The organism is Streptomyces sp. NPDC090741 (assembly GCF_044769045.1).
Taxonomy (GTDB): Bacteria; Actinomycetota; Actinomycetes; order Streptomycetales; family Streptomycetaceae; genus Streptomyces.
Genome location: NZ_JBIVXF010000007.1, coordinates 200088 through 224703 on the forward strand (window position 1 = coordinate 200088; position 24616 = coordinate 224703).

General features: G+C 71.9%; 23 protein-coding genes and 1 pseudogene. 15 read left to right on the plus strand and 9 right to left on the minus strand.

All coding sequences use genetic code 11. The annotated features are described in order from the left end of the window. Positions 1–156 precede the first annotated feature (156 nt). Together ACIQU4_RS20760 and ACIQU4_RS20765 are read left to right on the plus strand one after the other, a co-directional pair. Positions 157–777 carry a molybdopterin-dependent oxidoreductase gene (locus ACIQU4_RS20760; RefSeq protein ID WP_385586036.1) on the plus strand — a complete coding sequence of 207 codons (621 nt, stop codon included), beginning with the start codon at positions 157–159 and terminating at the stop codon, positions 775–777. Positions 778–853: 76 nt separating this feature from the next. Next, entirely contained in the window at positions 854–1180 is a 327-nt protein-coding gene (locus ACIQU4_RS20765; protein WP_403732598.1) for a hypothetical protein, read from the plus strand. Between the two features lie 29 nt (positions 1181–1209). Here ACIQU4_RS20765 and ACIQU4_RS20770 read toward each other — a convergent pair whose 3' ends face one another. After that, the gene (locus ACIQU4_RS20770) at positions 1210–2202 is read right to left on the minus strand and encodes an alpha/beta fold hydrolase (RefSeq protein ID WP_403732601.1); all 993 of its coding nucleotides are present in this window, start codon (positions 2200–2202) and stop codon (positions 1210–1212) included. A gap of 111 nt (positions 2203–2313) precedes the next feature. Next, entirely contained in the window at positions 2314–3759 is a 1446-nt protein-coding gene (locus ACIQU4_RS20775) for an MFS transporter (RefSeq protein ID WP_403732604.1), read from the minus strand. A gap of 139 nt (positions 3760–3898) precedes the next feature. Here ACIQU4_RS20775 and ACIQU4_RS20780 point away from each other — a divergent pair, with 139 nt between their 5' ends. Continuing rightward, entirely contained in the window at positions 3899–4720 is an 822-nt protein-coding gene (locus ACIQU4_RS20780; RefSeq protein ID WP_403733100.1) for a helix-turn-helix transcriptional regulator, read from the plus strand. A gap of 65 nt (positions 4721–4785) precedes the next feature. On the opposite strand, the gene ACIQU4_RS20785 is transcribed toward ACIQU4_RS20780, so the two are convergent. Then, positions 4786–5172 carry a hypothetical protein gene (locus tag ACIQU4_RS20785; protein WP_403732607.1) on the minus strand — a complete coding sequence of 129 codons (387 nt, stop codon included), beginning with the start codon at positions 5170–5172 and terminating at the stop codon, positions 4786–4788. 333 nt (positions 5173–5505) lie between these two features. On the opposite strand from ACIQU4_RS20785, the gene ACIQU4_RS20790 reads away from it, so the two are divergent. Further along, positions 5506–6951, plus strand: a complete 1446-nt coding sequence (locus ACIQU4_RS20790) for a glyceraldehyde-3-phosphate dehydrogenase (protein WP_030159005.1) — start codon at positions 5506–5508, stop codon at positions 6949–6951. A gap of 65 nt (positions 6952–7016) precedes the next feature. Continuing rightward, positions 7017–7556 (plus strand): annotated as a pseudogene (locus ACIQU4_RS20795) (hypothetical protein); the annotation flags it as partial. A gap of 422 nt (positions 7557–7978) precedes the next feature. On the opposite strand, the gene ACIQU4_RS20800 reads toward ACIQU4_RS20795, so the two are convergent. From ACIQU4_RS20800 to ACIQU4_RS20810, 3 genes are all read right to left on the minus strand, one after another. Next, entirely contained in the window at positions 7979–8212 is a 234-nt protein-coding gene (locus tag ACIQU4_RS20800; protein ID WP_403732609.1) for a superinfection immunity protein, read from the minus strand. 61 nt (positions 8213–8273) lie between these two features. Further along, positions 8274–9077 carry an NPP1 family protein gene (locus tag ACIQU4_RS20805; protein WP_403733103.1) on the minus strand — a complete coding sequence of 268 codons (804 nt, stop codon included), beginning with the start codon at positions 9075–9077 and terminating at the stop codon, positions 8274–8276. Positions 9078–9262: 185 nt separating this feature from the next. After that, a complete protein-coding gene (locus ACIQU4_RS20810; protein ID WP_403732612.1) occupies positions 9263–10147 on the minus strand; it encodes a methylenetetrahydrofolate reductase in 885 nt (294 codons plus the stop codon). 113 nt (positions 10148–10260) lie between these two features. Here ACIQU4_RS20810 and ACIQU4_RS20815 point away from each other — a divergent pair, with 113 nt between their 5' ends. From ACIQU4_RS20815 to ACIQU4_RS20835, 5 genes are all read left to right on the plus strand, one after another. Next, positions 10261–11232: a hypothetical protein gene (locus ACIQU4_RS20815; protein WP_403732614.1), complete on the plus strand. Its 972-nt coding sequence runs from the start codon at positions 10261–10263 to the stop codon at positions 11230–11232. Positions 11233–11280: 48 nt separating this feature from the next. Continuing rightward, positions 11281–12006 carry a response regulator transcription factor gene (locus ACIQU4_RS20820; RefSeq protein WP_403732616.1) on the plus strand — a complete coding sequence of 242 codons (726 nt, stop codon included), beginning with the start codon at positions 11281–11283 and terminating at the stop codon, positions 12004–12006. Further along, entirely contained in the window at positions 12003–13448 is a 1446-nt protein-coding gene (locus ACIQU4_RS20825) for a sensor histidine kinase (RefSeq protein WP_403732619.1), read from the plus strand. The genes ACIQU4_RS20820 and ACIQU4_RS20825 overlap by 4 nt, the downstream gene beginning before the upstream one ends. A 114-nt stretch (positions 13449–13562) precedes the next feature. Further along, entirely contained in the window at positions 13563–13979 is a 417-nt protein-coding gene (locus ACIQU4_RS20830; RefSeq protein WP_403732622.1) for a hypothetical protein, read from the plus strand. Continuing rightward, positions 13976–14206, plus strand: coding sequence for a hypothetical protein (locus ACIQU4_RS20835; RefSeq protein WP_403732625.1), 231 nt, complete (start codon positions 13976–13978; stop codon positions 14204–14206). Before ACIQU4_RS20830 ends, ACIQU4_RS20835 begins: the two co-directional genes overlap by 4 nt. A gap of 70 nt (positions 14207–14276) precedes the next feature. Here ACIQU4_RS20835 and ACIQU4_RS20840 read toward each other — a convergent pair whose 3' ends face one another. Further along, positions 14277–14981, minus strand: coding sequence for a TetR/AcrR family transcriptional regulator C-terminal domain-containing protein (locus ACIQU4_RS20840; RefSeq protein ID WP_403732627.1), 705 nt, complete (start codon positions 14979–14981; stop codon positions 14277–14279). Between the two features lie 75 nt (positions 14982–15056). On the opposite strand from ACIQU4_RS20840, the gene ACIQU4_RS20845 reads away from it, so the two are divergent. Further along, the gene (locus tag ACIQU4_RS20845) at positions 15057–16643 is read left to right on the plus strand and encodes a monooxygenase (protein ID WP_403732630.1); all 1587 of its coding nucleotides are present in this window, start codon (positions 15057–15059) and stop codon (positions 16641–16643) included. Here the strand turns inward: ACIQU4_RS20845 and polX are convergent. Continuing rightward, a complete protein-coding gene (polX, locus tag ACIQU4_RS20850) occupies positions 16588–18312 on the minus strand; it encodes a DNA polymerase/3'-5' exonuclease PolX (protein WP_403732633.1) in 1725 nt (574 codons plus the stop codon). The two genes, ACIQU4_RS20845 and polX, sit on opposite strands and share 56 nt — an antisense overlap. A gap of 147 nt (positions 18313–18459) precedes the next feature. On the opposite strand from polX, the gene ACIQU4_RS20855 reads away from it, so the two are divergent. Both ACIQU4_RS20855 and ACIQU4_RS20860 read left to right on the plus strand, forming a co-directional pair. After that, on the plus strand, positions 18460–19833 hold the full coding sequence (locus ACIQU4_RS20855; protein ID WP_403732636.1) for a GH1 family beta-glucosidase: 1374 nt from the start codon (positions 18460–18462) through the stop codon (positions 19831–19833). Beyond that, positions 19830–21086 carry an MFS transporter gene (locus ACIQU4_RS20860; RefSeq protein WP_403732638.1) on the plus strand — a complete coding sequence of 419 codons (1257 nt, stop codon included), beginning with the start codon at positions 19830–19832 and terminating at the stop codon, positions 21084–21086. Before ACIQU4_RS20855 ends, ACIQU4_RS20860 begins: the two co-directional genes overlap by 4 nt. 91 nt (positions 21087–21177) lie before the next feature. On the opposite strand, the gene ACIQU4_RS20865 is transcribed toward ACIQU4_RS20860, so the two are convergent. Continuing rightward, positions 21178–21411: a chaplin gene (locus tag ACIQU4_RS20865; protein WP_403732641.1), complete on the minus strand. Its 234-nt coding sequence runs from the start codon at positions 21409–21411 to the stop codon at positions 21178–21180. A 416-nt stretch (positions 21412–21827) separates the two neighbouring features. Here ACIQU4_RS20865 and ACIQU4_RS20870 point away from each other — a divergent pair, with 416 nt between their 5' ends. Both ACIQU4_RS20870 and ACIQU4_RS20875 read left to right on the plus strand, forming a co-directional pair. Further along, positions 21828–23711: an ABC transporter ATP-binding protein gene (locus tag ACIQU4_RS20870; protein WP_403732644.1), complete on the plus strand. Its 1884-nt coding sequence runs from the start codon at positions 21828–21830 to the stop codon at positions 23709–23711. Beyond that, the gene (locus tag ACIQU4_RS20875) at positions 23708–24604 is read left to right on the plus strand and encodes a serine/threonine-protein kinase (protein WP_403732647.1); all 897 of its coding nucleotides are present in this window, start codon (positions 23708–23710) and stop codon (positions 24602–24604) included. The genes ACIQU4_RS20870 and ACIQU4_RS20875 overlap by 4 nt, the downstream gene beginning before the upstream one ends. Positions 24605–24616: the final 12 nt, after the last annotated feature.

Consider the following 24616-nt stretch of genomic DNA (forward strand, 5'->3'; position numbering starts at 1 on the left):
ATGTCTGTTCACATGATGAGACAAGAGGAACGCACCGCCAAATCGATCGATGGCGGGACCACGGACTTCCGGCCCCCGGGGCCGAAACCGCACAGTCCGGCGGTTTCCTTTCGAAGGGATTCGGCGCGCCATTGCGAATGCGCCCGACCGGCCATAATGAAGGGAAGGGCAATCTCTAGCGAACAGGACGACGACCTCGTGGGAACCGCACCCCTGCCTCCGGGCCAGCGCCTCGCCAAGGGCTGGCCCGTCTCGCACTACGGCCCGGTCCCGAAGTTCCGTCCCGAGCGCTGGTCCCTCCAGGTCTTCGGCGCCACCGCCACGGGCGACAAGTACGCCTGGTCGTTCGACGAGCTCTCGGCGCTGCCCTGCGTCACCATCGAGACCGACCTGCACTGCGCCTCCGGTACGACCTCGACGGACCACGAGTTCTTCGGAGTCGCCGCCCGGACGATCCTGGAGCTCGCTCCCCCGGCCCCGCAGGTCACGCACGTCATGGCCTGGGCGGAGTACGGGTACAGCGCCAACCTGCGCCTCGGCGACTTCACCTCCGACCGGACCGTTCTGGCCACCCACCACGGCGGCGAGCCCCTCACCGTCGAGCACGGGTTCCCGCTCCGCCTGGTCGTCCCGCACCTCTACGGCTACAAGGGGCCGAAGTGGCTGCGCGCGATCGAGTACATGACGGCCGACCGGCGCGGATTCTGGGAGGAGCGCGGGTACCACAACATCGCCGACCCCTGGACGGAGCAGCGCCACTCCTACCAGGAGGAATAGCCGGTCCGACCAGGCACTGCGCCCCCGGCACACGGCCATCCGTGTCCCCGGCGCCCAGCGAATCGTTTGCGCAGGCATGACGACGACGCGCTCCACGCTCGCCACCACGGCGCGACACCGGGCAGTTGCGGATGACGGCGACGACCCCCCGTACGTCCCCGCCGCCCGGCAGCCGGCCCACGCGGCCGTGTCCGCCCCGCTGTTCGAGCAGCTCGCCCGGGAGTGGGCGGCGCGCGGGGCCACCGTGCCGGGGCGGCCGGATCCGGCCTGGCGGCGGCTGATCTCCTGGGAGCACTTCGAGCGGGAGACCGCGGCCACCGTCCGCGACCTGCACCTGCGCGGCCCGGAGCCGGTGCCCGTGCCCGCCTCCCCGGGGAATCCTCCCCGGTGGTTGCGGGCTTGAGGCCGTGACGGGCCGGGGCGTCCGGAAGGTCACCGACCGGCGCGGATCCGGCCCGCGATCAGCCGGATGGCGCTGACCGTCAGGTCCGGGTCGTGCAGCTGTACGTAGTGGTCGCTTCCGGTGGCCAGGAGGTGCGGGGTCTGCTGCCCCAGCTCCACCAGTCCCTGCTGGACCGCGGGCCAGGCGCGCTCCAGCGGTGCGAGGAGCACCTTCGGACTCCCGGCCGGGGCCGCGAAGGGCTCCGTCTTGCTCAGTACGGCCATCGGTACCTTCGGCAGCGGCTTCGCCGCCCGCACCGCGCCGACCGCGCCGTCGATGTCGGCCTTCTCGAACCCCGGGTCGGCGTCGAAGGGCGTACCGGGGTTGTTGAGCAGCCTCACGTACGCGGGCCACTGCGCGCCGAAGTACGGCCCCATGTCCGTGCCGAACGCGTCGACGAAGACGAGGCCGGCCGTCTTCTCCGGATGCCGCTGGGCGTACAGACGGGTGAGCATTCCGCCGAAGGAGTGGCCGACGAGCAGATACGGTCCGGGCACGTGCGCCGCCGTCAGCACCCGGTCGAGGTCCGCGGCCATGGCGGCGAGGGAGCGCGTGCCGTTCCGGGGCGTGCTGCGGGTGGTGAGCGCCGGCGGGTTCGCGTAGCGGATGGTTCCGGGCCGGTCGTACGTGCACACCCGCGCGAAGGCCGCGACGCCCGGGAACACCGCCGGTGACTTGGGGACGGGCGGGCGGGTGTCGGTGAGGTTCCAGGTGTCGGAGGAATCGTGCAGCCCCGATTCCAGGACGACCGTGGGGCTGCCGCTCCCCTTGCAGCTCAGCCAGAGCCTCCGGCCGCCGCCCACGTCGACCTGGCGGGAGAAGTCCTGAAGGGCCCGGCTCGGCCCGGAGGCGGATGGGGACGCGGAGGCGGAGGCGGAGGCGGCCGGGGCGCCGCGCAGGGACGGCGGGCCGCCGCACCCGGGCAGGGCGGCCAGTGCCGTCGCCGCCAGGGCGGCGGTCAGGAGCGGGATCCGCTGTCGCATCGGTGCTCTCCGGTTCCTCGTGAGCCACCCCGCCCCGTACCGTCCCGCCCGATCATCCGGTACGAGCGGCCCGACCTCCGGGATCGCCGCACGGGCAGCCGCCGCTCCCGGTCAGGCCTTGCGCGTACGGCCGCCGCCCAGGCCGAGGCCCACCAGGACCGCCGCCGCGACCACGATCGCCGCGTCGATCACCAGGACCGTACGGACCCCGCCGAACAGCGAGGCCTGCGTGGTGGCGAGGACACCGAGCAGCGGGATCCCGATCGTGAGACCGACCTGCTGCGTGGTGGTGACCAGGCCGGTCGCCAGCCCCTGCTCCGCGTCGGGCACGCCGCTCGTCACGGTGAGCCCGTACGAGATGATCGCGCCGAGGTGGAACATGCTGGCCAGCGAGACGGCGACGGTCGCCACGAGCGCGCCCGACTCGGCGCCCACGGCGAGCAGCGCGGCGGTGAACAGCCCCTGGCCGAGCAGCGAGCCGGTCAGCGTGCGCCGGGCGCCGAAGCGACCGATGACCTTCGGTGCGTACGAGCCGGCGAAGGCGGAGGCGATGCCCTGGACGCCGAAGACCAGACCGGTGCGGAAGGAGGACAGCCCCAGCGTCTCCTGGAGGTACAGGGTCAGGACGAAGACGACCGTCGACATCATCGAGAAGGTCACCAGACCGCCGATGTTCCCCCAGGCGATCGTGCGCCGCTTCAGCATCGGCAGCGAGACCAGCGGGGCCGGGCTCTTCGACTCGACCACGGCGAAGGCGACGAGCAGGGCCAGGCCGGCGAGGAGCGTGCCCCATACGTCCACGCCGCCGAATCCGCGCTGGGCGGCCGTGGACAGGGAGTAGATGAGCGCGAGCAGACCGCCGGTGACGGTGATGGCGCCGGGTACGTCCAGGCGCGGCCGGTCGGGGGTCCGCGATTCGGGCAGCAGGCCGGGGGCGAGGGCGAGCACGATCACGGCGGTGACCGCGAGCAGCCCCATCGTGGAGCGCCAGCCGAGGGTGTCGGTCATGACGCCGCCCAGGAGCATGCCGATGGTGAAGCCGAGGGAGAGCAGGGTGCCGGAGATGCCGACGGCCTTGTCGCGCAGCGGGCCCTCGGGAAAGGTCGTGGTCAGCAGGGACATGCCGGTCGGCACGATGACCGCCGCGCCGAGGCCCTGGAGGGCGCGCCCGGCCAGGAAGGACGCCGGGTCCCAGGTAAGGGTGGCCAGCAGCGAGGCGGCGGCGAAGAGGGCGAGGCCGAGCAGGAACAGCTTCTTCCTGCCGTACAGATCGGCGATCCGGCCGAAGAGGAGCAGGAAGCCGCCGGACGGCAGCGCGAAGGCGGTGACCGCCCACTGGAGGGCCGACCGGCTCAGGCCCAGGTCCTTGCCGAGCACCGGAAGGGCCACGTTCAGCACGGAGAAGTCCAGCGCCACCATGAACTGGGCGGCGCAGAGCACGAAGAGGACCAGCTTGGCCCGGCCGGTGAGCCGCTCGGGGGTCCGGGGGTCTGCAGCCCTTGCTGTGGTCTTCGTCGCTGTCGTCGTTGTCGTCGTTGTCTGAGAATCGATCGCCATGGCCACACCCTCGCGGCCCGGGAATGCCCGTGGAGAGTGGGAACTTATCCTGTTGGTGGCACCACCAGGCAGCCGACAGGGGGATTGAGTGGCTACACCGATCGACAAGCACCGCCGTTCCGAGCTGCGCGAGTTCCTGATGAGCAGACGGGCGCGGGTCACCCCCACGGCGGCGGGCCTGCCCGACGGCGGGGCCCGGCGCCGCACTCCGGGCCTGCGCCGGGAGGAGGTCGCCGTGCTCGCGGGGGTCGGGGTGTCCTGGTACCAGTGGCTGGAACAGGGCCGCGACATCACGGTGTCCCCGCAGGTGCTCGACTCCGTGGGCCGGGTCCTCAAGCTGTCCAGCGCCGAGCGGCGGCACCTGTACGTACTGGCGGGGCTCAACCCGCCCGCGCTCGAAGTGGCGCCCGCCGACCGGGACATGTGCCAGGGACTGAAGCGGCTGATCGACGCCTGGATGCCGTTCCCCGCGCACATCATGGACGCGTACTGGAACACCGTGCTGTACAACGACGCGGCCGCGCTCGTACTCGGCATGCGCCCGGAGATCGTGCAGAACTGCCTCATCGCGTACTTCACCGACCCCATCTACAAGGCCCGTTCGCCGCGCTGGGAGGAGAACGCCTGCAACGTGGTCGCCCAGTACCGGGCGGCGAGCTCGGAGTGGCCCGAGGACGAGGGGTTCCGGGCCGTCATCGAGGAGGCGCGGGAGCTCAGCCCCGAGTTCGCCGTGCTGTGGGACCAGCGGGACATCCGGCCCGGCGGCCAGATGCGCAAGGAGATCGAGCACCCGGTCGTGGGGACGCTGTTCGTCGAGTCGACGCAGCTGCGCGTACCGGCCCGGCCCGACCTCTCGATCGTGCTGCACACCCCGCTGCCGGCCACCGACACGGCGGAGAAGCTGGAGTGGCTGACCTCGGCGGAGGGGCGACGGGGAACCATGTACCCGATCGCCGGCTGACCCCGTACGCGGGTGCCCGGACCGGCCGTGAGGCCGGCCCGGGCACCCTGGCGACCGGCGACCGGCTACCGCTCGCCGGACACGGTGCGGGTGATCTCTTCCTCCACCGCGCGCAGCTCTTCCTGCCGGCCCATGAGGATCAACAGCTCCCGGTAGTTGGTCAGTGCGGTGACGAGAAGATCGCCCCAGCCGGGTTCCATCGCGTACATGCGCCGCGCGGCGGCGACGGACTCTGCGCGCAGGGCCAGCGCGATCTCCGGCCGGTGCGCGAACTCGTAACGGCTGAACTTCCACAGTGCGGCGGACAGCAGGGGCAGATAGGCCAGGGGGCTCACCTGGACCAGGACGCGGTAGGCCGCGACCCGCTCGCGGACCGGCGGCTTCGCCGATCCGAGGAGGGCGACCCGGGCTCGGAGGACTGCGTCGTGATTGATGTTCGCCGAGTGATTCATGACGGTGATTCTCAAAGCCGCAGGGGGGCCCAAACAAGGGCAATCGACTGTGCCCTTGATCCTACGAAAACACCCTCTGACCTGTCATGATGGGTACGTCTTCACCCCTGCGCCCCCGGACGGCCCGCCGGCCTCCGCGACGGGATGCCGCCCCCTCGCTCCTCCCCCGCCTCCCTCCCCCGCCCTCTTTCGCGTACACGTGGGCCACTCGGAGGATCACCCAGGCGTGAATGCGACATATCACCCCAAACGATCACCCGGGAGGTACCCCCTGAGTGGTCAAAGTGGCGTGGGGTTAGCATGTGAGCGCCGCCTAGCTCGAAAGATAAGCCTGTGACTGTCAATGACGACTCGTTCACCAACTGGAAAAACCGCGAGGAGATCGCGGAGTCGATGATCCCGATCATCGGGAAGCTGCACCGCGAGCAGGACGTGACGATCCTGCTGCACAGCCGCTCCTTGGTGAACAAGTCGGTGGTCAGCATCCTGAAGACGCACCGATTCGCCCGGCAGATAGCCGGCGAGGAGCTCTCCGTCACGGAGACCCTGCCGTTCCTGCAGGCGCTCACCACGCTGGACCTGGGCCCCTCCCAGATCGACATCGGCATGCTCGCCGCCACCTACAAGGCCGACGACCGGGGCCTGTCGGTGGAGCGCTTCACCGCCGAGGCCGTCGCCGGGGCCACCGGTGCCAACAAGATCGAGCGCGGCGAGGGCCGCGACGTCGTCCTGTACGGCTTCGGCCGGATCGGCCGCCTCGTCGCCCGCCTCCTGATCGAGAAGGCCGGCTCCGGCAACGGGCTGCGCCTGCGCGCCGTCGTCGTCCGCGGTGGCGGCGAGGCGGACCTGGTCAAGCGCGCCTCGCTGCTGCGCCGGGACTCCATCCACGGCCAGTTCCAGGGCACGATCACGGTCGACGAGGCGAGCAGCACGATCATCGCCAACGGCAACGCGATCAAGGTGATCTACGCCAACGACCCGAGCGAGGTCGACTACACGGCGTACGGCATCAAGGACGCCATCCTCATCGACAACACCGGCAAGTGGCGCGACCGCGAGGGCCTCTCCAAGCACCTGCGCCCCGGTATCGACAAGGTCGTCCTGACCGCTCCGGGCAAGGGCGACGTCCCGAACATCGTGCACGGCGTCAACCACGACACGATCAAGCCGGACGAGCAGATCCTGTCCTGCGCCTCCTGCACCACCAACGCGATCGTCCCGCCGCTGAAGGCCATGGACGACGAGTACGGCGTGCTGCGCGGCCACGTGGAGACCGTCCACTCGTTCACCAACGACCAGAACCTGCTGGACAACTACCACAAGGCCGACCGCCGCGGCCGCTCCGCGCCGCTCAACATGGTCATCACCGAGACCGGTGCCGCCTCGGCCGTCGCCAAGGCGCTGCCGGACCTCAAGGCACCGATCACCGGCAGCTCGATCCGCGTCCCCGTCCCGGACGTCTCGATCGCGATCCTGAGCCTGCGCCTCGGCCGCGAGACCACCCGCGAGGAGGTCCTCGACTACCTCCGCGACGTCTCGCTGAACTCCCCGCTGAAGCGCCAGATCGACTTCACGACCGCGCCCGACGCCGTGTCGATGGACTTCGTGGGCTCGCGCCACTCCTCGATCGTCGACGCCGGCGCCACCAAGGTCGACGGCGACAACGCGATCCTGTACCTCTGGTACGACAACGAGTTCGGCTACTCGTGCCAGGTCATCCGGGTCGTCCAGCACGTCTCCGGCGTCGAGTACCCGACGTACCCGTCCCCGGCGGTCTGACCCCGTCGCACCCCCGCTCCACCCACGGCCCGTTCCACCGCCCACCCCGGCGGCGGAGCGGGCCGCGTGCGTGGGCGGGGACGCTGACGCGGCTGTTCGACGTGACGGCGACGAAGGACTGGGCGAACCGCACGGCGGCCGCGGACGTCGTCGTCGACGGTACCGTCCTGCTGCCCCAAGTGCCGGTCCCGTACCTGCTGTTCCTTGAGAAGCAGCTCACCGACCTGCACACGTTCGTACGCAAGCTCCCGGTGCTGGACGCGTCGGAGGCGTGGAACCTCGACCCCTCCACGGACTCGTGGAAGACCGACCCGGTCCGCACGATCCGCACGATCCGCACCAAGAAGGTGCCGCGCAACCACGTGAAGGCCGAGGCCACCGAGAAGCACCCGGCACAGGTCGAGGTGTACTACGAGGACGTCCCGGTCGGTTACTGGACGACGGTGAAGTTCTCCGGAGCGCTGCCGGCCCGCCGGGTCAACGAGCTCCTCGACCGCGTCGAAAAGCTCCAGCAGGCCGTCAAGTTCGCCCGCGAGGAAGCCAACGGCACCGAGGTCACCGATCAGCGCGTCGGGGATGCGGTGTTCGGCTACCTGTTCCGGTAGCCTCAAGATCGCCCCTTGTGCGAGCGAGGGGGTGCGCGCGCAGCGCGCAAAGCTGAAACTGATGTTGAAGCTGACCAAGGGGTGTCAGTTGGGGGTTCGAATCCCTCCCCCGGCACACGTGCCGGGGTGGCCCAAGCCGGGCAGAGGCGGCCCCGTGAAACTCAGATTCTCGCTCCAGTCTCAGCATTCGCCGCCGAACGCCGGATCGACCGAGCGCGGACGATCATCGATGGATGGGGGTTCAAGTCCCCTCTGCGCCTCTCTCGTGGCGCGGTAGTTCAAAGGCAGAACACGTCGATCTCAGAATGATCCGCGACTCTTGAACGCCGCCGGTGTGCGCAATTGGGTGGCAAGCAGGAGCCCGGGAGCTGGATATGCTCCCGGGCTCCGTCACGTTCCCCGTCCCGCCCCGCCCCCGCCCGTCAGAGGTCTCGGCTCGGAGCCGGGGTGGGTGTGGATGTGGGTGTGGGCGTGGGTGTGGGTTTGCGGAGGGTCAGGTACAGGGCCAGGAACCAGCCCACGAACGTGCCGCCGAAGAACAGGTTGATGACCAGCACGAGCCAGCGGTTGTCCGTCTCCCGGTTGAAGGCGAGGATCGACGGGAGGAAGTAGAGCCCCACGCCGATCACACCGATGGCCACCGTTATCAGGTCCATGCCCCTACCGCCCCCCGCCTTGGTCGTGTACAGCACCAGGCTAACGGGTGGTTGCCGGGCGTTATGCGTAAGGGTCGAAGGGGATCGGGGGCTTCGAGGCGTTCAGGGCGTCGTTGAAGCGGCTGTCGGTGATCTTGATGGTGGCGGAGCCGAAGTCCGCGTTCATGAGCTTGTCGCGCAGGCCCGCCGGGTAGCCGTTCCAGCCGACGAGGCGCGGGTAGAACCAGTTGCCGGTGTGGTTCTCGGCAGGCTCGTCGTTGCCGTTGGCCAGGCGGTAGAAGTGCGTCGAGGCGCCGTCCTTGTGGTAGACGACCTTGGCATGGGTCCCGTCGAAGCGGACCTGCGAGCGCGGGTACCACTTCCAGCCGCTGTGCTGCGAAGTCGACACGTACTGGACCTCGTTGTCCTTGATCCAGACGACCACGTGCTCGAAGTCGTGCCGGTGCCCGATGGCCAAGGGGCCGAGCGTGGCCTGGTCCTTCTCGAAGTAGCCCGCGTACATGACGGCGCACCAGCCGTTGTTGCACTTCGCGCGGGAGTACGTGTTGGAGTTCTGCAGCTGTACGAGGTCACGGCAGTGGCCGTTCACCGCTCCACCGGGCTTGAGCCCGGGGTTGAGCACACCGCTGCTGCTGATCGCGGCGGTGGCGTAGCAGCCGTCCCCGTCGTAGTCGAAGGCGGGCGAGAAGGTCTGTTCGAGGCCGTCCGCGTTCTGCGGCAGGGCCGGTATCACGTCGGCCACGGCGACGGCCGGAAGGGCCAGCACGAGCGCCGCGGCCCCGAGCCCGGCGGTGGTCACGGTCCGGCGGAATCCGGCCCACCGCCGCCCCGGGCGGGAGGCCTCGACCCCGGCCTCTTCGTTCATCGTCCTCGTCGGTGACAGCAGGCTGCGCACATCATCTCCTGACCTGTACATGTAGATCCGGGCACCGAGGCGAACGCTAGCCGGGCAGCGTTCAAGTCCGGGTCGAGTCAGGAGAATTCGAGATGTACTCCGACGGCTCCGACGGCTCCGACAGCTCCGACAGCTCCGACGGGACGTGCCTCCGCTCAGCCGCCGACGCGGTCCAGCATCGCGCGGCGCCAGCGCTCCGTCTCGGCGATCTGGTTGAACGTGAACAGGTGCAGACCGGCCACCGCCGCCTCGGGCGCTCCGAGCGCGGGGGCGCTGCGGCGCAGCAGCCGCTCCGGGGAGTAGCCGCCCGGTGCCGCGAAGCGCAGGAACCACGAGGGGTGCCGGGTCAGGAACTTGGCCGACTCCCCCACGCCGATCTTCGTGGCCATGGCCAGCAGCTTCGCGCGCTCGACGGGGCCGGCGACCCCCACGTGCACGGGCAGCGTGATCTGCCGGCGCCGTACCTGCCCGATCCACTGCCGCAGGGTCGCCGGGTCGAAGCACAAGTTGCTGACGATGTACGTCGCGTGCGGCTGCTTGTCCCACATCGCCCGCACGGTGACCTCGTCGTCGATGAGGGGATGGCTCTCCGGGTAGCCCGTGATGCCGACGTGCGCGAACGGGCTGCCCAGCTCGCCGAGCCGGCGCAGTACGGGCAGGGCCGCGTCGTACGCCCCGGCCGGCGGGTCCGCGTCCCCGGCCGGTACGAAGACGTCCTCGATGCCGGCGGCGACCAGCCGGTCCACGATGTCCCTGAGGTGGCCGGCGTCGGTGATCTGCCGGGCCGGGAGGTGCGGGACGACCCGGTAGCCGTGCCCGGCCAGGCGGGTGGCGAGTTCCAGGGTCGGGCCGATGCCCTTGGCCGGGGAGGCGGTGACGGTGACCGGCACGTCGGCCGGGACGTGCGCCAGGACCTTGTCCTCGGTGGCCTTCGCCGGCAGGACCTCGTAGCGGACCCTGCGCAGGAGCTCCGCGAGGCCGCCCCCGGTGACCGGGGCCTGCGCGGGGCGTTCGGGATACGGCGTGGGCCGGGCGGACATGCCGCTCCTCCTCGGGTGGCGGTGGTGCCGCATCGGCGGCTTTCTCGGCCCCCATCATGCCGGGTGGGCAAATGTCGTCGTTCGCCGCGTACGGAAGGCCGCAGGCTTGGACCATGGAACACGTTGCCGCACTGACCGCGGAGCTCCTCGAAACGGACCGGACGGCGGGGGCCCGCCGGGCCGCCCCGGCGGCGCTGCGGGCCGTGGCTTCCGTCCGACCCGCCACATCCGCCAAATCCGCCGCATCCGCCGCGTCCGTCGCCGCCCTCGGCCGAGCCCCACTGCGCAGCGCCGGCGCCTGCGCCGCCGAACGGTCGGCGCTGATGGAGCTCTTACAGGTCGCCGCCTGGATCCTCTTCGACGCCGAGCGGCACAGGATCTCGCAGCGGCTCAGCCGCCGGGCGCTCGCCCTGGCCCGCACCCTCCCGGAGGAGGCCCGCTCCGTAGAGCTGCTCGTCCTGTCCGTGCTGTGCCTGCAGGAGGAGCACCTCGGGCGCCCCGCCGCATCGCTGCGCATCTCCTCGTCCGTCCTGGCCGGCCGGGACCTCCCGGCGCGGGTGGCCGCCATCTTCCACGTACGGGAGGCCCGCGCCCGTGCCCGGCTCCGGCAGGGCCACCGGGCGCTGCGGTCCCTCGCCGCGGCCAGGGAACTCCTGGCGGACGGGCCCTGCGAGCGCGATCCGTCCTGGACCTGGTGGTTCGACCGGTCGGAACTCGACGGTCACCACGGTCTGGCCCTCGCCGACCTGGGAGATCTCGACGGCGCCGCGTCCCTCCTCCACGAGGCGGCGGCCGCGGGTGACGCACCCGCCTACCGGTCGCTGTTCTCCACCGAGCTGGCCTCCGTACTCGCCCGGGCCGGCGCCTGGCGCGAGACCGACGCGTGGCTGTCGGGCCTGGTCGAGTCCGTCCCGGACATCGGCTCCGTCCGCGCCCTGAACGCCCTGGCGCGCACGACCCGCACCATCGAACGCGGCCCTCGTGTCCCCCGCGCCCTGCGGGACACCAGCAGGCACCTCGCCGCGAGCCTGCGCAAGGAGACCGGCCCTGCGCACCCCGCCTTCCGGACGGTCCGGCGGCCGTGAGATGGTCGCCCCGGCCTCCGCGACGGGGCCGCGCGCGAGGAGGGCAGTGTGACCGGCACCGGCAGTACATCCACCGGACGGGTACTGGTGGCGGACGACGACGCCGCCATCCGACGCTCCCTGGAGCGCGGGCTGCGGCTGAGCGGCTTCACCGTGCTGCTCGCCGAGGACGGGCCCGCCGCAGTCGCCCTGCTCGCCGAGCGGACCCCGGACGTCCTCGTACTGGACGTCTCGATGCCCGGCCTGACCGGCACCGAGGTCTGCCGCGGCCTGCGCGCCCGCGGCGACGAGACTCCCGTCCTGATGCTGTCGGCCCTCGACGAGGTCGCGGACCGGATCGCCGGACTGCAGGCCGGCGCCGACGACTACCTGGTCAAGCCGTTCGCCCTGGAGGAGCTCGTCCTGCGCCTGCACGCCCTGCTGCGGCGCCGCCCGACCCCCGCTCCCGCCTCGGACGTACTGCGCGCCGGCCCGCTCGTGATCGACGAGGCCCGCCGCCAGGTACACCACAAGCAGACCGAACTCCACCTCACCCGGCGCGAGTTCGAACTCCTGCTCCAGCTGGTGCGCAACGCCGGGATCGTCCTCACCCGGGACCAGCTGCTGGACCGGGTGTGGGGCTACGACTTCGAGGTCCGCAGCGACGCCGTCGACACCTTCGTCAGCTATCTGCGCCGCAAGCTGGAGGAGGGCGGGCGCCCGCGTCTGATCCACACCGTGCGCGGCGTCGGCTTCGTCCTGCGCGTCCCCGGGGCCCGGGAGAGCGGGTCGTGAAGCTCGCCACGCGCATCGCCCTCTCGGTGACGGTGGTGGTGCCCCTGCTGGTGCTCGCCGCCGGCCTGCTGGTGCTCGGGCTGGTCAGCCGCGATCTCCACCAGCAGCAGGACACCCGGCTCCAGGACCGGGCCTCCGCCGTCCTCCCGGACGTCAAGACGCTGCTCACGGCCGACCGCAACGGGAAGCCGAAGGTGGAGCAGAACCAGCACCGCAAGGTCCTCGGTGACGTCCTCGACGCCGGCCTCCGCGTCCGTTCGGCGGACGGAGCCGTCGTCCTGGAGGGCGGCCCGCAGCCCGCCGACCCGGTGCGACTGCCCGAGCAGACCCCGGACGGACCGGTCACCGTCCGGGCCAAGGGCCGCGCCTGGCGGGTGCTGACCGTCCCGGTGGCCGGGCCGGCGCCGGGCACGCTGTGGCTGTTCACCCCGGCCTCGGCCGCCGACCCGCAGGTCGTCGCCGTACGCCGCCGGGTCCTGCTGGTGGCCCTGCTGTCGGCGCCGGTCGCCGGGCTGCTCGCGTACGGGCTGGCCGGCCGCGCCACCGCCTCCGTACGCAGGCTGAGCCGTCGGGCCGCCGAACTCGACCCGGGAGCGGGCGCGGCCGCCTTCGCCAGCGCGCCCGTGAACATCGCCGAGGTGGACGAACTGTCCTGCGCCATCGGCCAGTTGCTGGACCGGTACGAGGAGCAGGCCGCCCGCACGGCGCAGGCGCTGGACACCGCCCGCTCGTTCTCCTCCGCCGCCTCGCACGAGCTGCGCACCCCGCTGATGAGCATGCGGACCGACCTGGACGTCCTGGCCGCCCACCCCGACCTCTCCCCCGCCGAACGGGCCGAGATCGTAAGGGACTTGCAGCGCGACCACGCCCGCCTGCTGGACCTGCTCACGGCCCTGCGGATGCTCGCCCGGGGCGATCTGGTGGAGGTGTCCGCGTTCGCCTCCCTCGACCTGTCCGAGCTGGTGGACACCGTGGTCGGCGAGAGCGCCCGCCGCCATCCCGAGGCGCAGCTGGATGCGGAACTCCCCGCGGAACTGGGGGTGTTCGGGTGGGATGCCGGGCTGGCCATCCTGCTCGCCAACCTGCTGGGCAACGCGGCGGTGCACGGCCACCAGCCGGACGAGCCGGCCAGGATCGCGGTACGGCTGCACGCGGAGGGCGGGCACGCGGTGCTCACCGTGGACGACGCGGGGCCCGGTATCCCGCCCGGCGAGCGGGAAGCCGTCTTCCGGCGGTTCCACCACCGCCCCGGCAGCCCCGGCTCCGGGCTCGGGCTGACGCTCGTCGCCCAGCAGGTCGCGCTGCACCAGGGCACGGTCAGGATCGGGACGCCGCCCGGCGGCACGGGCACCCGCTTCGAGGTGCGCCTGCCGCTGTCGGCTGCGGACGCCCCGACCCTGCGGCTGCCGAAGCGACGCGACTGGATCTCCCGGGGCGACTGAGGACGCCGGCGACGGCCCCTGTGCACTCACAAAGTTTCCACAAAGACACGCCCTACCGTCCTGACGGGTCGGCCGCCAGTGAGCCGGCCCGTTCGCACCGAAGGGGATACAGCCATGCTCCCGAACCGTAGGACCGCCGCCGCCACGATCGGCGCCCTCGCGCTGGCCGGCGCTCTGATCTCCGCCGCTCCCGCGCAGGCCGAGTCGGCAAGCCCCGCACCCGCCGCGCCGAAGACGGCCAAGTCCGCACCGAAGGGCGACGGCGCCAAGGCGATCTGCAAGCGCCTGCCCAAGACGGAGACCCGCGTCAGCACGGCCATCACCCGGCTCAAGGGTGACGCCACCGTCCCCGGCTCCGTCGCACGCCTGGAGCAGCGCGTCGTGAACGCCCAGACCGCCGGCCACACGGAGGTCCACACCTACCTGAACGACCGCCTGACCTTCCGCAAGAGCCTGCTGCCCACCCTCCAGAAGCGGCAGGACGACCTGAAGGCCGTCAGCACCTGGTGCTCCGCGCAGGAGTCCAAGTGACCCCAGTGACCGTGCCCCGCCGCGCCGCCACGGCGCTCGCCACCCTGGCCGCGGCGACGGCGCTGCTGCTCACCGGCTGCTCGCCCGGCGCGAGCGGCGCCGAGCCCGGCGGCGCCCAGTCCGTGAGCGGCGCCGACGAGGCCACGGTCAAGGACATGCAGCAGAAGCTGGACGACGCCGAGAGCGCCGCCGCCCAGGCGGACTCGGACGCCACCCAGAACAACTGACGAACAACTGACCCACCCCGCACACGCAGCCGGCCCGCCCCCGATCCTCGGGGGCGGGCCGGCTGCGTTTTCAGGCGGCGGACTCGGGCTCGGGCCGGTGCAATGTGCGCAACCCCTGGAGCAGCAGGCCCAGGCCGAACTCGAACTGCGCCGCGAAATCGGCGCCGGTCAGCACGGGCAGGGCCGCGGTGAGGTGCGGGTAGCTCGCCGCCGTCACCGCCTCGCGCAGCTGCTCGGGGTCCGCGGGCCCCTGATCGCCGGGCTGGAGGGCGGCCTGCTCCTCCAGGGTGTGTCCGACGGTGAAGTGGACGACCGTCAGCGCCGTGCGCGCCGCCTCCTGCGGACCGAAGCCCGCCGCGCTCAGGACCCCGATGAGGGTCTCGGCGAAGCCGAGGGTGTTCGCGCCGGTCGAGTGGGTTCCGGCGTAGACCCGTGCCCCGTCGCGATGGGCGAGGAGCGCCGCACGCAGCCGACGGGCCAGGGCGGTCAGGCGTCCGCTCCAGTCGGGGTCCGGCGGCGGGGTGGAGCAGCCCGCCAGCATCCGTTCGGCCATGGCGGTGAGCAGGTCCTGCTTGGTGGCGAAATGCCGGTAGAGCGCCCCGGCCTGGACGCCCACCGCGTCGGCCAGCCGCCGCATGGTGAGCGCGTCCAGTCCGGATTCGTCCAGCAGCACCAGGGCGGCCTCGACGGTACGGGCCTGGTCCAGTCTCGGGGGCCTGCCCCGGGCCGGGGGGCGGGCCGCGTCGGCGGAGGACGGGATTGACGGTGAGCTCATCGACCCCACTATAGTGAACAGCGTTCACGTGAACGCTGTTCACTAAATAGGGAAGACCCGGAGAAGAGGTTCCCGATGGACACCGATGTGATCGTCGTGGGCGCCGGGCCGACCGGCCTGATGCTCGCCTGCGAGCTCGCGCTGGCCGGCGTACGGACCCGGATCGTGGAGCGGCGGGACGCTCCGCAGCTCGATTCGCGGGCGCTGACCCTGCACCCGCGCAGTGTCGAGCTGATGGACCAGCGCGGGCTGGCCGACCGGTTCCTCGCGCTCGGCCGGACCGTTCCCGGCTGGCACTTCGCCGACCTCGACACCCGGCTGGACTTCGGCGCCCTCGACAGCCGCCACGGGTACACCCTGTTCCTGGCCCAGGCCCGTACGGAGGCCCTGCTGGAGGAGCGGGCGCGCGAACTCGGCGTGGAGATCCACCGCGGGCGCGAGACCACCGGGCTGCGCCAGGACCCGGACGGCGTGGAGGTCGACGTGCGCGGCCCGGGCGGAGCCCGGACCGTACGCGCCTCCTACGTGGTCGGCTGCGACGGCGGGCGCAGCATCGTGCGGCAGGAGGCCGGCATCGACTTCCCCGGCACGGACGAGACGCTGACCGGGATCCTCGGCGACTTCGCGGTGGCCGACCTTGAGAGCCTCGGGCGGGCGCGGGCCGAGGGCGTACTGGCCGTCCCGCTGGAGGGCGGTCTGACCCGGTTCGTCCTGATCGATCCGGAGCGGATGCGGACGCCCGCCGCCGAGCCGGTCACCGTGGAGGAGTTCCGCGAGTCCCTGATCCGGATCTGCGGGAGCGACTGCGGGATCGACCGGCCCCGGTGGCTGTCCCGGTTCGGCAACGCCACCCGGCTCGCCGAGCGCTACCGGACCGGGCGCGTGCTGCTGGCGGGGGACGCGGCGCACATCCACTTCCCCGCGGCCGGCCAGGGGCTCAACACCGGGCTCCAGGACGCGATGAACCTGGGCTGGAAGCTGGCCGCCGAGATCCACGGGTGGGCGCCGCCGGGGCTGCTCGACACGTACCACGGGGAGCGGCACCCGGTGGGCGTGGCGGTCACCGAGAACACCGAGGTCCAGACCCTGCTGGCGGAGCTGCCGCTGGTCCCCTCGTACCAGCGGCCCGCCTCGGCCCTGCGCAGACTGCTCGACGAACTGCTCGGCATCGAGGAGGTCAACCGCCGGCTCGCCGGGCTGGTCTCCGCGCTCGGCGTCGGATACCCGGCCACCGGCCCCGGCGCCGATCCGCTGGTGGGCACGCGGATGCCGGACATCCCGCTGAGCATCGCCGGTTCCCCCGCTTCCCGGGTGTACGAGCTGCTCCACGAAGGCCGCTTCGTGCTGCTGAACCTCGTGCAGGAACGGGGCTTCGACGCCGGGGAGGGATGGGCCGACCGGGTCACCGCGGTCACCTCGGCCACCTCCGTCACCGCGGACGGCGCCCGCCACGCCCGCCTCGACGGGGTGGCCGAGGTCCTCGTCCGTCCCGACGGGCACATCGCCTGGGCCACCCGGACCGCCGGCTCCGCGGCCCGCCGGACCGAGCGGTACGAGGCCCTCGCCGCCTGGGCCGGCCGACCGCAGGACGGGCTGCCGGGGGGTGTCAGGCCCGCTTGCCCTGCAAGAACCGGTGCAAGCGGGTCAACGGCCAGGTGTTGATGACATCGTCCTTGGTCAGCCAGCCGCGCTGCGCCGTGCCCACCCCGTAGCGCAGGTACGGCAGGTGCGTCGTGGCGTGCGCGTCCGAGTTCACCGCGAACTTCACCCCGTGGCGCTTCGCCCGCAGGATGTCCTCGTCGCCGAGGTCGAGCCGCTCCGGATGCGCGTTGATCTCCAGGGCGGTGCCCGTCCGCGCGCAGGCCTCGAACACGGCGTCGAAGTCGGCGTCCACGCCCGGACGCCGGCCGATCCGCCGGGTGGTGGGGTGGCCGATGACGCGGACGTACGGGTTCTCGCAGGCCCGGATGAAGCGCCGGGTCATGGCGGCCCGGCTCTGGCCGAAGTGGGAGTGCACGGAGGCCACGCACAGGTCGAAGCCGGCGAGGAAGGAGTCGGGCCAGTCCAGGCCGCCGTCCGGGCCGATGTTGAGTTCGGTGCCGTGCAGCAGCCGCATCCCGCGCACCGTGCGGTCCAGGGCCCGTACCCGCTCGCGCTGCGCCAGGATCTTCTCCTCGGTCATGCGCTGCATGGCGAGGTCCGGCGCGTGGTCGGTGACCGCGTAGTACGCGTAGCCGCGCGCGGCAGCGGCGGCCACCATGTCCTCCAGGGAGGCCAGGCCGTCGGTGAGGTCGGTGTGGGTGTGCAGGTCGCCCCGGATGTCGCCCTCCACCACGAGGGCGGGCAGTTCGCCCCGCAGCCCCGCCGCGACCTCCCCGCGGTCCTCGCGCAGCGTCGGCGGGATCCAGGGCAGGCCGAGCCGGGCGTAGACCTCCTCCTCCGTCTCCGAGGCGAGGCTCTTGCCGCTCTCCGCGTCGAAGAGCCCGTACTCGGAGAGCTTGAGCCCCTGGCGCACCGCCAGGGCGCGGGTGCGGATGTTGTGCGCCTTGGAGCCGGTGAAGTACTGGAGGCCCGCTCCCCAGGAGGCGGGCGGCAGGACGCGCAGGTCGACCTGGAGGCCGGCCCCGGTGCGGACGGAGGTCTTCTTCGCGCCGTGCGCGATGACGTCGGCCACGAGCGGGAGCTCGGTGAGGGCCGTCATGAACGGCGCGGACGTGTCGGCCGCCACCAGGATGTCGACGTCGCCGATGGTCTCGCGCATCCGGCGCAGCGAGCCCGCGTACGTGCACCGCACGCACCCCGGGATCCGCTCCATCTCGGCGACGATCTGCTCGGCGATGTCCATCGCGGCGCCGAGCAGGATGCGGCCGTCGGCGTTGCGCAGTACGGAGATTCCGTGCAGGATGTTCTGCTCGGTCTGCTCGCCGAAGCCCTTCAGGTCGCGCAGCCGTTCCTTGCGGATGGCCTCCTCCAGCTGCTCGACGGAGGAGACGCCCAACTCCTCGTACAGGACGAGGGCTTTGCGGGGGCCGAGCCCGGGGATCGCGGTCAGTGCCCGCACCCCGGCCGGGACGGCGGACCTGCGCGCCTCGATGTCCGGGACGTGCCCGGTGCTCAGGTACTCGACGACCTTCTCGGCGATCGACTTGCCCACGTTCGGTATCTCCCGCAGGCCCTTGACGTCGAGCCGGGCGACGTCGGCCGGGTGGCCGCCGATGGCGCGGGCGGCCTTCTCGTACGCGCGCGCCTTGAAGGCGTCGCCGCCGCTGATCGAGATCAGGTCGGCGTACTCCTGCAGCAGCGCCTCGACCTCCTCGTTGGCCCTGGCCATGTCTCCAGGGTGCCTCTTGTACCGGGACCCGGCTCGGTGTACCGGGAGAGAAGATGAGGATTGTTCACTTTCCATTGACAGGGCGGGCGCCGCGGGCCAACAGTGTGCCGTCAGCGCCCGCGCACGCCTCGACCGAAGTGAGCCCGTATGACAGCGTCCGTACCCGCGTTCCCCGCCGATTTCCTCTGGGGCGTCACCGCCTCGGCGTTCCAGATCGAGGGCTCGCCCACCGCCGACGGCCGGGGCCCCTCCTCCTGGGACGCGTTCACCAAAGAACCCGGGCGCATCAAGGACGGCTCGCACGCGGACGTGGCGACCGACCACTACCGCCGCTACCGCGAGGACGTCGCCCTGATGGCCGGACTCGGCGTGGGCGCCTACCGGTTCTCGGTGTCCTGGTCCCGGGTCCTGCCGGACGGCCACGGGGAGGTCAACGGCAAGGGGCTGGACTTCTACGACCGCCTGGTCGACGCACTGTGCACGGCCGGCATCGCCCCGGTGCCCACGCTGTTCCACTGGGACACCCCGCTCGCCCTGGAGGAGAAGGGCGGCTGGCTCAGCCGCGACACCGCCGAGCGGTTCGCGGCGTACGCCTTGGTGGTCGCGGAGCGGCTCGCCGACCGCGTCCCGATGTGGATCACCATCAACGAGCCCGCCGAGGTCACCCTCCTGGGGTACGGCATCGGGGAGCACGCCCCCGGCAAGGGCCTCGTCTTCGACGCCCTGCCCGCGGCCCACCACCAGTTGCTGGCCCACGGCCTGGGCGTACAGGCCCTGCGGGCCGCGGGCGCCCGGCAGATCGGCATCGCCGCCTCGCACAGCCCGGTGTGGCCGGCGAGCGACAGCGCGGAGGACCGCGGCGCGGCCGAGCTGTACGACCTGCTCACGAACCGGCTCTTCGCCGATCCCATCCTGACCGGCGCCTACCCCGACGAGGGCCTGGCCTCGCTGCTGCCCGGACCGGTGGCCGAGGACCTGAAGGCGATCTCGGCCCCGCTGGACTGGTACGGGATCAACTACTACAACCCGATGCTCGTCGGCGCCCCGCAACCGGCCGCCGCCGCAACCGAGTTCGGCGGCATCGAGATACCCGCCGACCTCCCCTTCGCCTTCCGGCCGGTCGAGGGATACCCGCACACCGACTTCGGCTGGCCGGTGGTCCCGGACGGACTGCGCGAACTGCTCGTCTCCCTGCGCGAGCGCTACGGCGACCGCCTGCCCCCGCTGTACATCACCGAGAACGGCTGTTCGTACACGGACTGCCCCGATCCCGTGACGGGGCGGATCGCCGACGCCCGCCGGATCGCGTACCACGAGGGCCATCTGGCCGCCCTCCACCGGGCGATGGAGCAGGGGGTCGACGTCCGCGGCTACTTCATCTGGTCGATCCTCGACAACTTCGAGTGGGCGGAGGGGTTCCGGCAGCGGTTCGGGCTGGTCCACGTCGACTACGAGACGCTGGAGCGGACCCCGAAGGAGTCGTACGCCTGGTACCGCGACGTGATCAAGGGCGGCAGATGACCGTCGGGGGGACGGCGGCGAAGACCGCCGGCCCGGCCGATCCGGCGGGCCCGGTCGGCGGGCGGTGGGTGAGCGCGCTGTCCCTCGCCAACCTCGGGGTGTGGGTCGGCTGGTTCGGCCCGCTCCAACTGCTCCTGGCCCGCCAGGCCGAGCAGCTCACCCCGGACCACAAGGCGGCCACGCTCGCCCTGGTGACGGGGGTGGGGGCGGCCGTCTCGATGGTCGCCAACCCGGTGTTCGGAGCCCTGTCGGACCGTACGACGGCCTCGGTGGGCCGGCGGATCCCCTGGGTGGTGGCGGGGGTCGCGGGCGGGGCGGCCGGACTGCTCGTCCTCGCGCGGGCTTCGAGCGTCGCCGTGGTGATCGCGGGCTGGTGCCTGGTCCAACTGGCCCTCAACGCGGCCTTCGCCGCCCTCACCGCCGCCGTGCCCGACCAGGTCCCGCCCCGTCAGCGCGGGCTGGTCGGCGGCTGGCTCGGGGTCTCGCAGGTCGGCGGCATCCTGGTCGGCACCGCGCTGGCCACGGTGGCGGGCGGCATCGCCGCCGGGTACCTCGCGTGCGCGGCCTTCTCGGTGCTCGCGGCCGTCCCGTACGTGGTGATGCGGCGCGACGCGCGGCTGTGGCCCGCCGCCCGGCCCGCGTTCTACTGGCGGACCTTCCTCACCGGCTTCTGGATCGACCCGCGGCGCCATCCCGACTTCGGCTGGGCCTGGCTGACGCGCTTCCTGATGAACCTGTCGTACTCCCTCAGCACCATGTACCTGCTGTACTACCTGACCGACGCGGTGCACTACGAGGACGACGCCGAAACCGGCGTCCTGATCCTGACGGCGCTCAACGCGCTCACCCTGCTGGCCACGGTGGTGGCCGGCGGTGTCCGCTCGGACCGTACGGGCCGCCGGAAGGTCTACGTCATCGGGGCGGGGCTGGTCATCTCGGCGGCCACCATGCTGCTCGCCGTCTGGCAGACCTGGACCGGGGCGATCGTCGCCTCGCTGGTCCTCGGGGTCGGCTTCGGCGTCTACACGTCGGTGGACTTCGCGCTGCTGACGGACGTGCTGCCGACGGCGGAGGACCGGGGCCGGGACCTCGGCGTCATCAACATCGCCAACGCGCTGCCCCAGGTGCTGGCTCCGGTGATCGCCGCACCGGTGGTCACGCACTTCGGCGGGTACACCGCGCTGTACGCGCTCGCGGGCGCTCTGGCGCTGGCGGGATCGGTGCTGGTCCGCCGCATCCGCGGGGTCCCGTAGGTGATGTCCTACGGATCAGGCCGGGCCGCCGCGGAACCGGGCGCGCCCGCGGTGTCGCCGGACGGACCGGTGACACCGCGGGCGCGGCGGATCAGGTGTTGATGCAGGTGTTGCCGGCGGTCGGGTTCAGCAGCCCGATGATGTTGACGCTGTTGCCGCAGATGTTGATCGGGATGTGGATCGGCACCTGGACGACGTTGCCCGAGAGGAAACCGGGCGAGCCGATGGCGTAGCCCTCGGCCGTGGCGTCGGCGGAGGCGCTGCCGATCCCGCCGAGCGTCGCACCGAGCAGACAGGCCGCAACGGCCAGGGTACGGATCTTCATGATGTGGGTCTCCCATCGCATGAGGGTGTTGCGGGGGCCATCCCATACCAGCCCGGCCGGAACCCGGCCGATTCACCCGGTCGTGGGCCCCGTCCGCGGAGCGCGACCGCCGATCGGAAGACATTCCGGAGACGTCCCACGAGATTCCGGAAGGTGAATTTTTCCGGAAAGGGCAATCTCCCGAGCCCTCTGGAGCGTATGCCCCTGTGGAAGCCTCTCCAGGAGACAACTCATGGAGGAAAACTCATGGCGATCTTCACCCACCTCCTTCCCGCAAAGCACCGCCGTCGCGGAAAGAGGGACATGACCTCGGGACGTGACGACAACACCGGCAGGCGCCGTCACCGTCGCCGCCACTCCAACAACAACAACGACAACGGCAACCACGGCCACCACGGCCACAACTGGTAAGCACCATGGGACGGGTCGCGCGGCATGCCCTGCGGCGGCTGCTGTCGGTGGCAGAAGACCCCGACGCGGTCGTCGCCGCCGCGCCCCCCGTCACCCCGCGCGAGGCGTTCCGCCGGTTCTGGCCCTACACCCGGGGCGGCCGCCGCTGGCTGGTCCCGATCCTGCTCTTCAGCATCATCGGCCCGCTCATCGACGCGGCCGAGATCTGGCTCTTCAAGGTCGTGGTGGACGAGGTCCTCGTTCCGCGCGACCTGCGGCCGTTCCTCTGGATCGCCCTCGCCTACCTCGGGCTGGTCCTCGCTTCGGGCATTCTCGAGTTCGCCGACGACGTGTTGTCCACGTGGGTCGGCGAACGTTTTCTGCTGGCCCTGCGGTCGGATGTCTACCGGCACGTCCAGGGGCTCTCCCTCGGGTTCTTCGAGCGGCGGCGGCTGGGTGACGTCCTGTCACGCATCACCGGGGACGTCGACGCGATCGAGACGTTCCTCCTCTCCGGCGTGGCCAACGCCCTCTACTACGTCATCCAGTTGGGCGTCTTCCTCGGCCTGCTCCTCTACCTGAGCTGGGACCTGACCCTCCTCGCGCTCGTGATCGTTCCGCTCTTCTGGGCCGCGGCCCGGCGCTTCTCCCGACTGATCAAGGCCGCCTCGCGCGAGCGGCGGCGGCGCAGCGGCTCGATCAGCGCGATAGCCGAGGAGTCGCTCGGCAACATCGCGCTGGTGCAGGCGTACAACCGGCAGGGGACGGAGGAGAGCCGGTTCGCACGCGAGAGCGTGGGCCGCTTCCGCGCGGCGATGGTCTCGGCCCGTATCCGCTCCGTGTACGGGCCGATCGTCGAGGTGATCGAACTGACCGGCGTGCTGGCCGTGATGGGCCTGGGTACGTGGAAGCTGGCGCAGGGGCAGCTCACCCTGGGCGGGCTGCTGGTCTTCGTCGCCCTGCTGGGCCGGCTCTACAGCCCGATCCGCGACCTGTCCCAGCTCACGAACACCTTCTACGCGGCGTCCGCGTCGGCCGAGCGGATCATCGAGCTGCTCGACCAGCACCCCCAGGTCGCCGAGGTCGAAGCCGCCCGTGCCCGGAGGATCGGGCGCGCCCGGGGCGATGTCGAGTTCCGCGGCGTCTCGTTCCGCTATCCGGGCACGGCGCGATGGGCGCTGCGCGAGGTGTCGTTCCGCGTACGGCCCGGTACGACGCTGGCGCTGGTCGGGGCGAGCGGCGCCGGCAAGTCCACGATCGGGAAGCTGCAACTGCGCTTCTACGACCCGGACGAGGGGGCGGTCCTCCTCGACGGCACCGATCTGCGGGAGCTGCGGCTGGCCGAACTGCGCGAGAACGTCGCGGTGGTGCTCCAGGAGACGCTCGTCTTCCACGGCACGGTACGGGAGAACATCGCGTACGGGCGGCCCGGCGCGAGCGAGGCCGACATCGTCGCGGCGGCGCGCGCCGCCGATGCCGACGGGTTCATCCGGCTCCTCCCCGAGGGCTACGACACCGTCGTGGGCCAGCGGGGCCGGACGCTGTCCGGCGGGCAGGCCCAGCGCCTGGCGATCGCCCGCGCGATGGTCAGGGACGCGCCGGTACTGCTCCTGGACGAACCGACCACCGGTCTGGACGCCGAATCGGCCCGCCGGATCATGGAGCCGCTGCGCCGGCTGATGGCCGGGCGGACCACGGTCGTGATCTCCCACAACCTGCTGACCGTCCGCGACGCCACGACCACGGTGGTGCTGGACCGGGGCCGGGTCGCCGAGTGCGGTACGCACGAGGAACTGCTCGTACGGGGCGGTGTCTACGCCCGTCTGCACCGTATGAACGGCGGCGTGCCCGGCATGAACGGCGCCGTGCCCGGCTCCGGTCCCCCCTCCCCGCTGAAGGTCCCGTCATGAGCCTCGCGACCACCACCTCGACCCGTCCCGCGGGCCCGCCCCTCACGCCCGGTACGAAGCCCGCGCCCGGGTACGAGGTCCTGGCGCACCTGGCCCGGACCGGCTGGCTCGACCTGTACGACGCCTGGAGCGAGGAACGGGACTGCCGCTGCGTCGTGAAGGTCCTGCGCCCCGACCGCCGCGACGATGCACGGCTGGCCGAGCGGCTGGTCCGTGAGGGCCGCTGGCTCCAGCGCTTCACCCATCCGCACCTGGTCCGCGCGTACGAGACCTTCGCGTCGCCCGAGCCGCTCGTCGTACTCGAAACGCTGACGGGCGAGACGCTCGCCCACCTCATCGACCGGCTGCCGCGGCGGGCGGCCGCCGATGACGTGGCCGTCCTGGGCGTCCAGTTGTGCTCCGCACTGCACTACCTGCACGGCCAGGGCCTGCTGCACCTGGACCTGAAGCCGGCCAACGTCGTGGTGGAGTGCGCCCGCGCGAAGGTGCTCGACCTCAGCGTCGCCCACGCGCCCGGCATCGCCCCCGCCGGCGTCGGCACGTTCGGCTACATGTCCCCCGAACAGGCCCGCGGCGGGGCCCTGTCGGCGGCGGCCGACGTATGGGGCATCGGCGTCACACTGTACGAACTCGCCACCGGGAACGTTCCGTTCGACATCGGCGACACGGCGGACGGGACGACCACGGACGGCGCGGCCGCGGACTGGTATCCGCAGTCCGAAGAAGCGGCCCCGCCCGTCTGCGCCCACCGTCGTCTGCCCCCGGCCCTGGCGGCGGCCATCGACGGCTGCCTGCGCCCCGATCCGGCGGACAGGCCGTCGGTATCCGAGCTGTCCGCCGCCCTCGACACGACACTGCGCAGGCGCCGCCGCGATACTCCCGAGGCGGGGTGACGGGAACCGGCC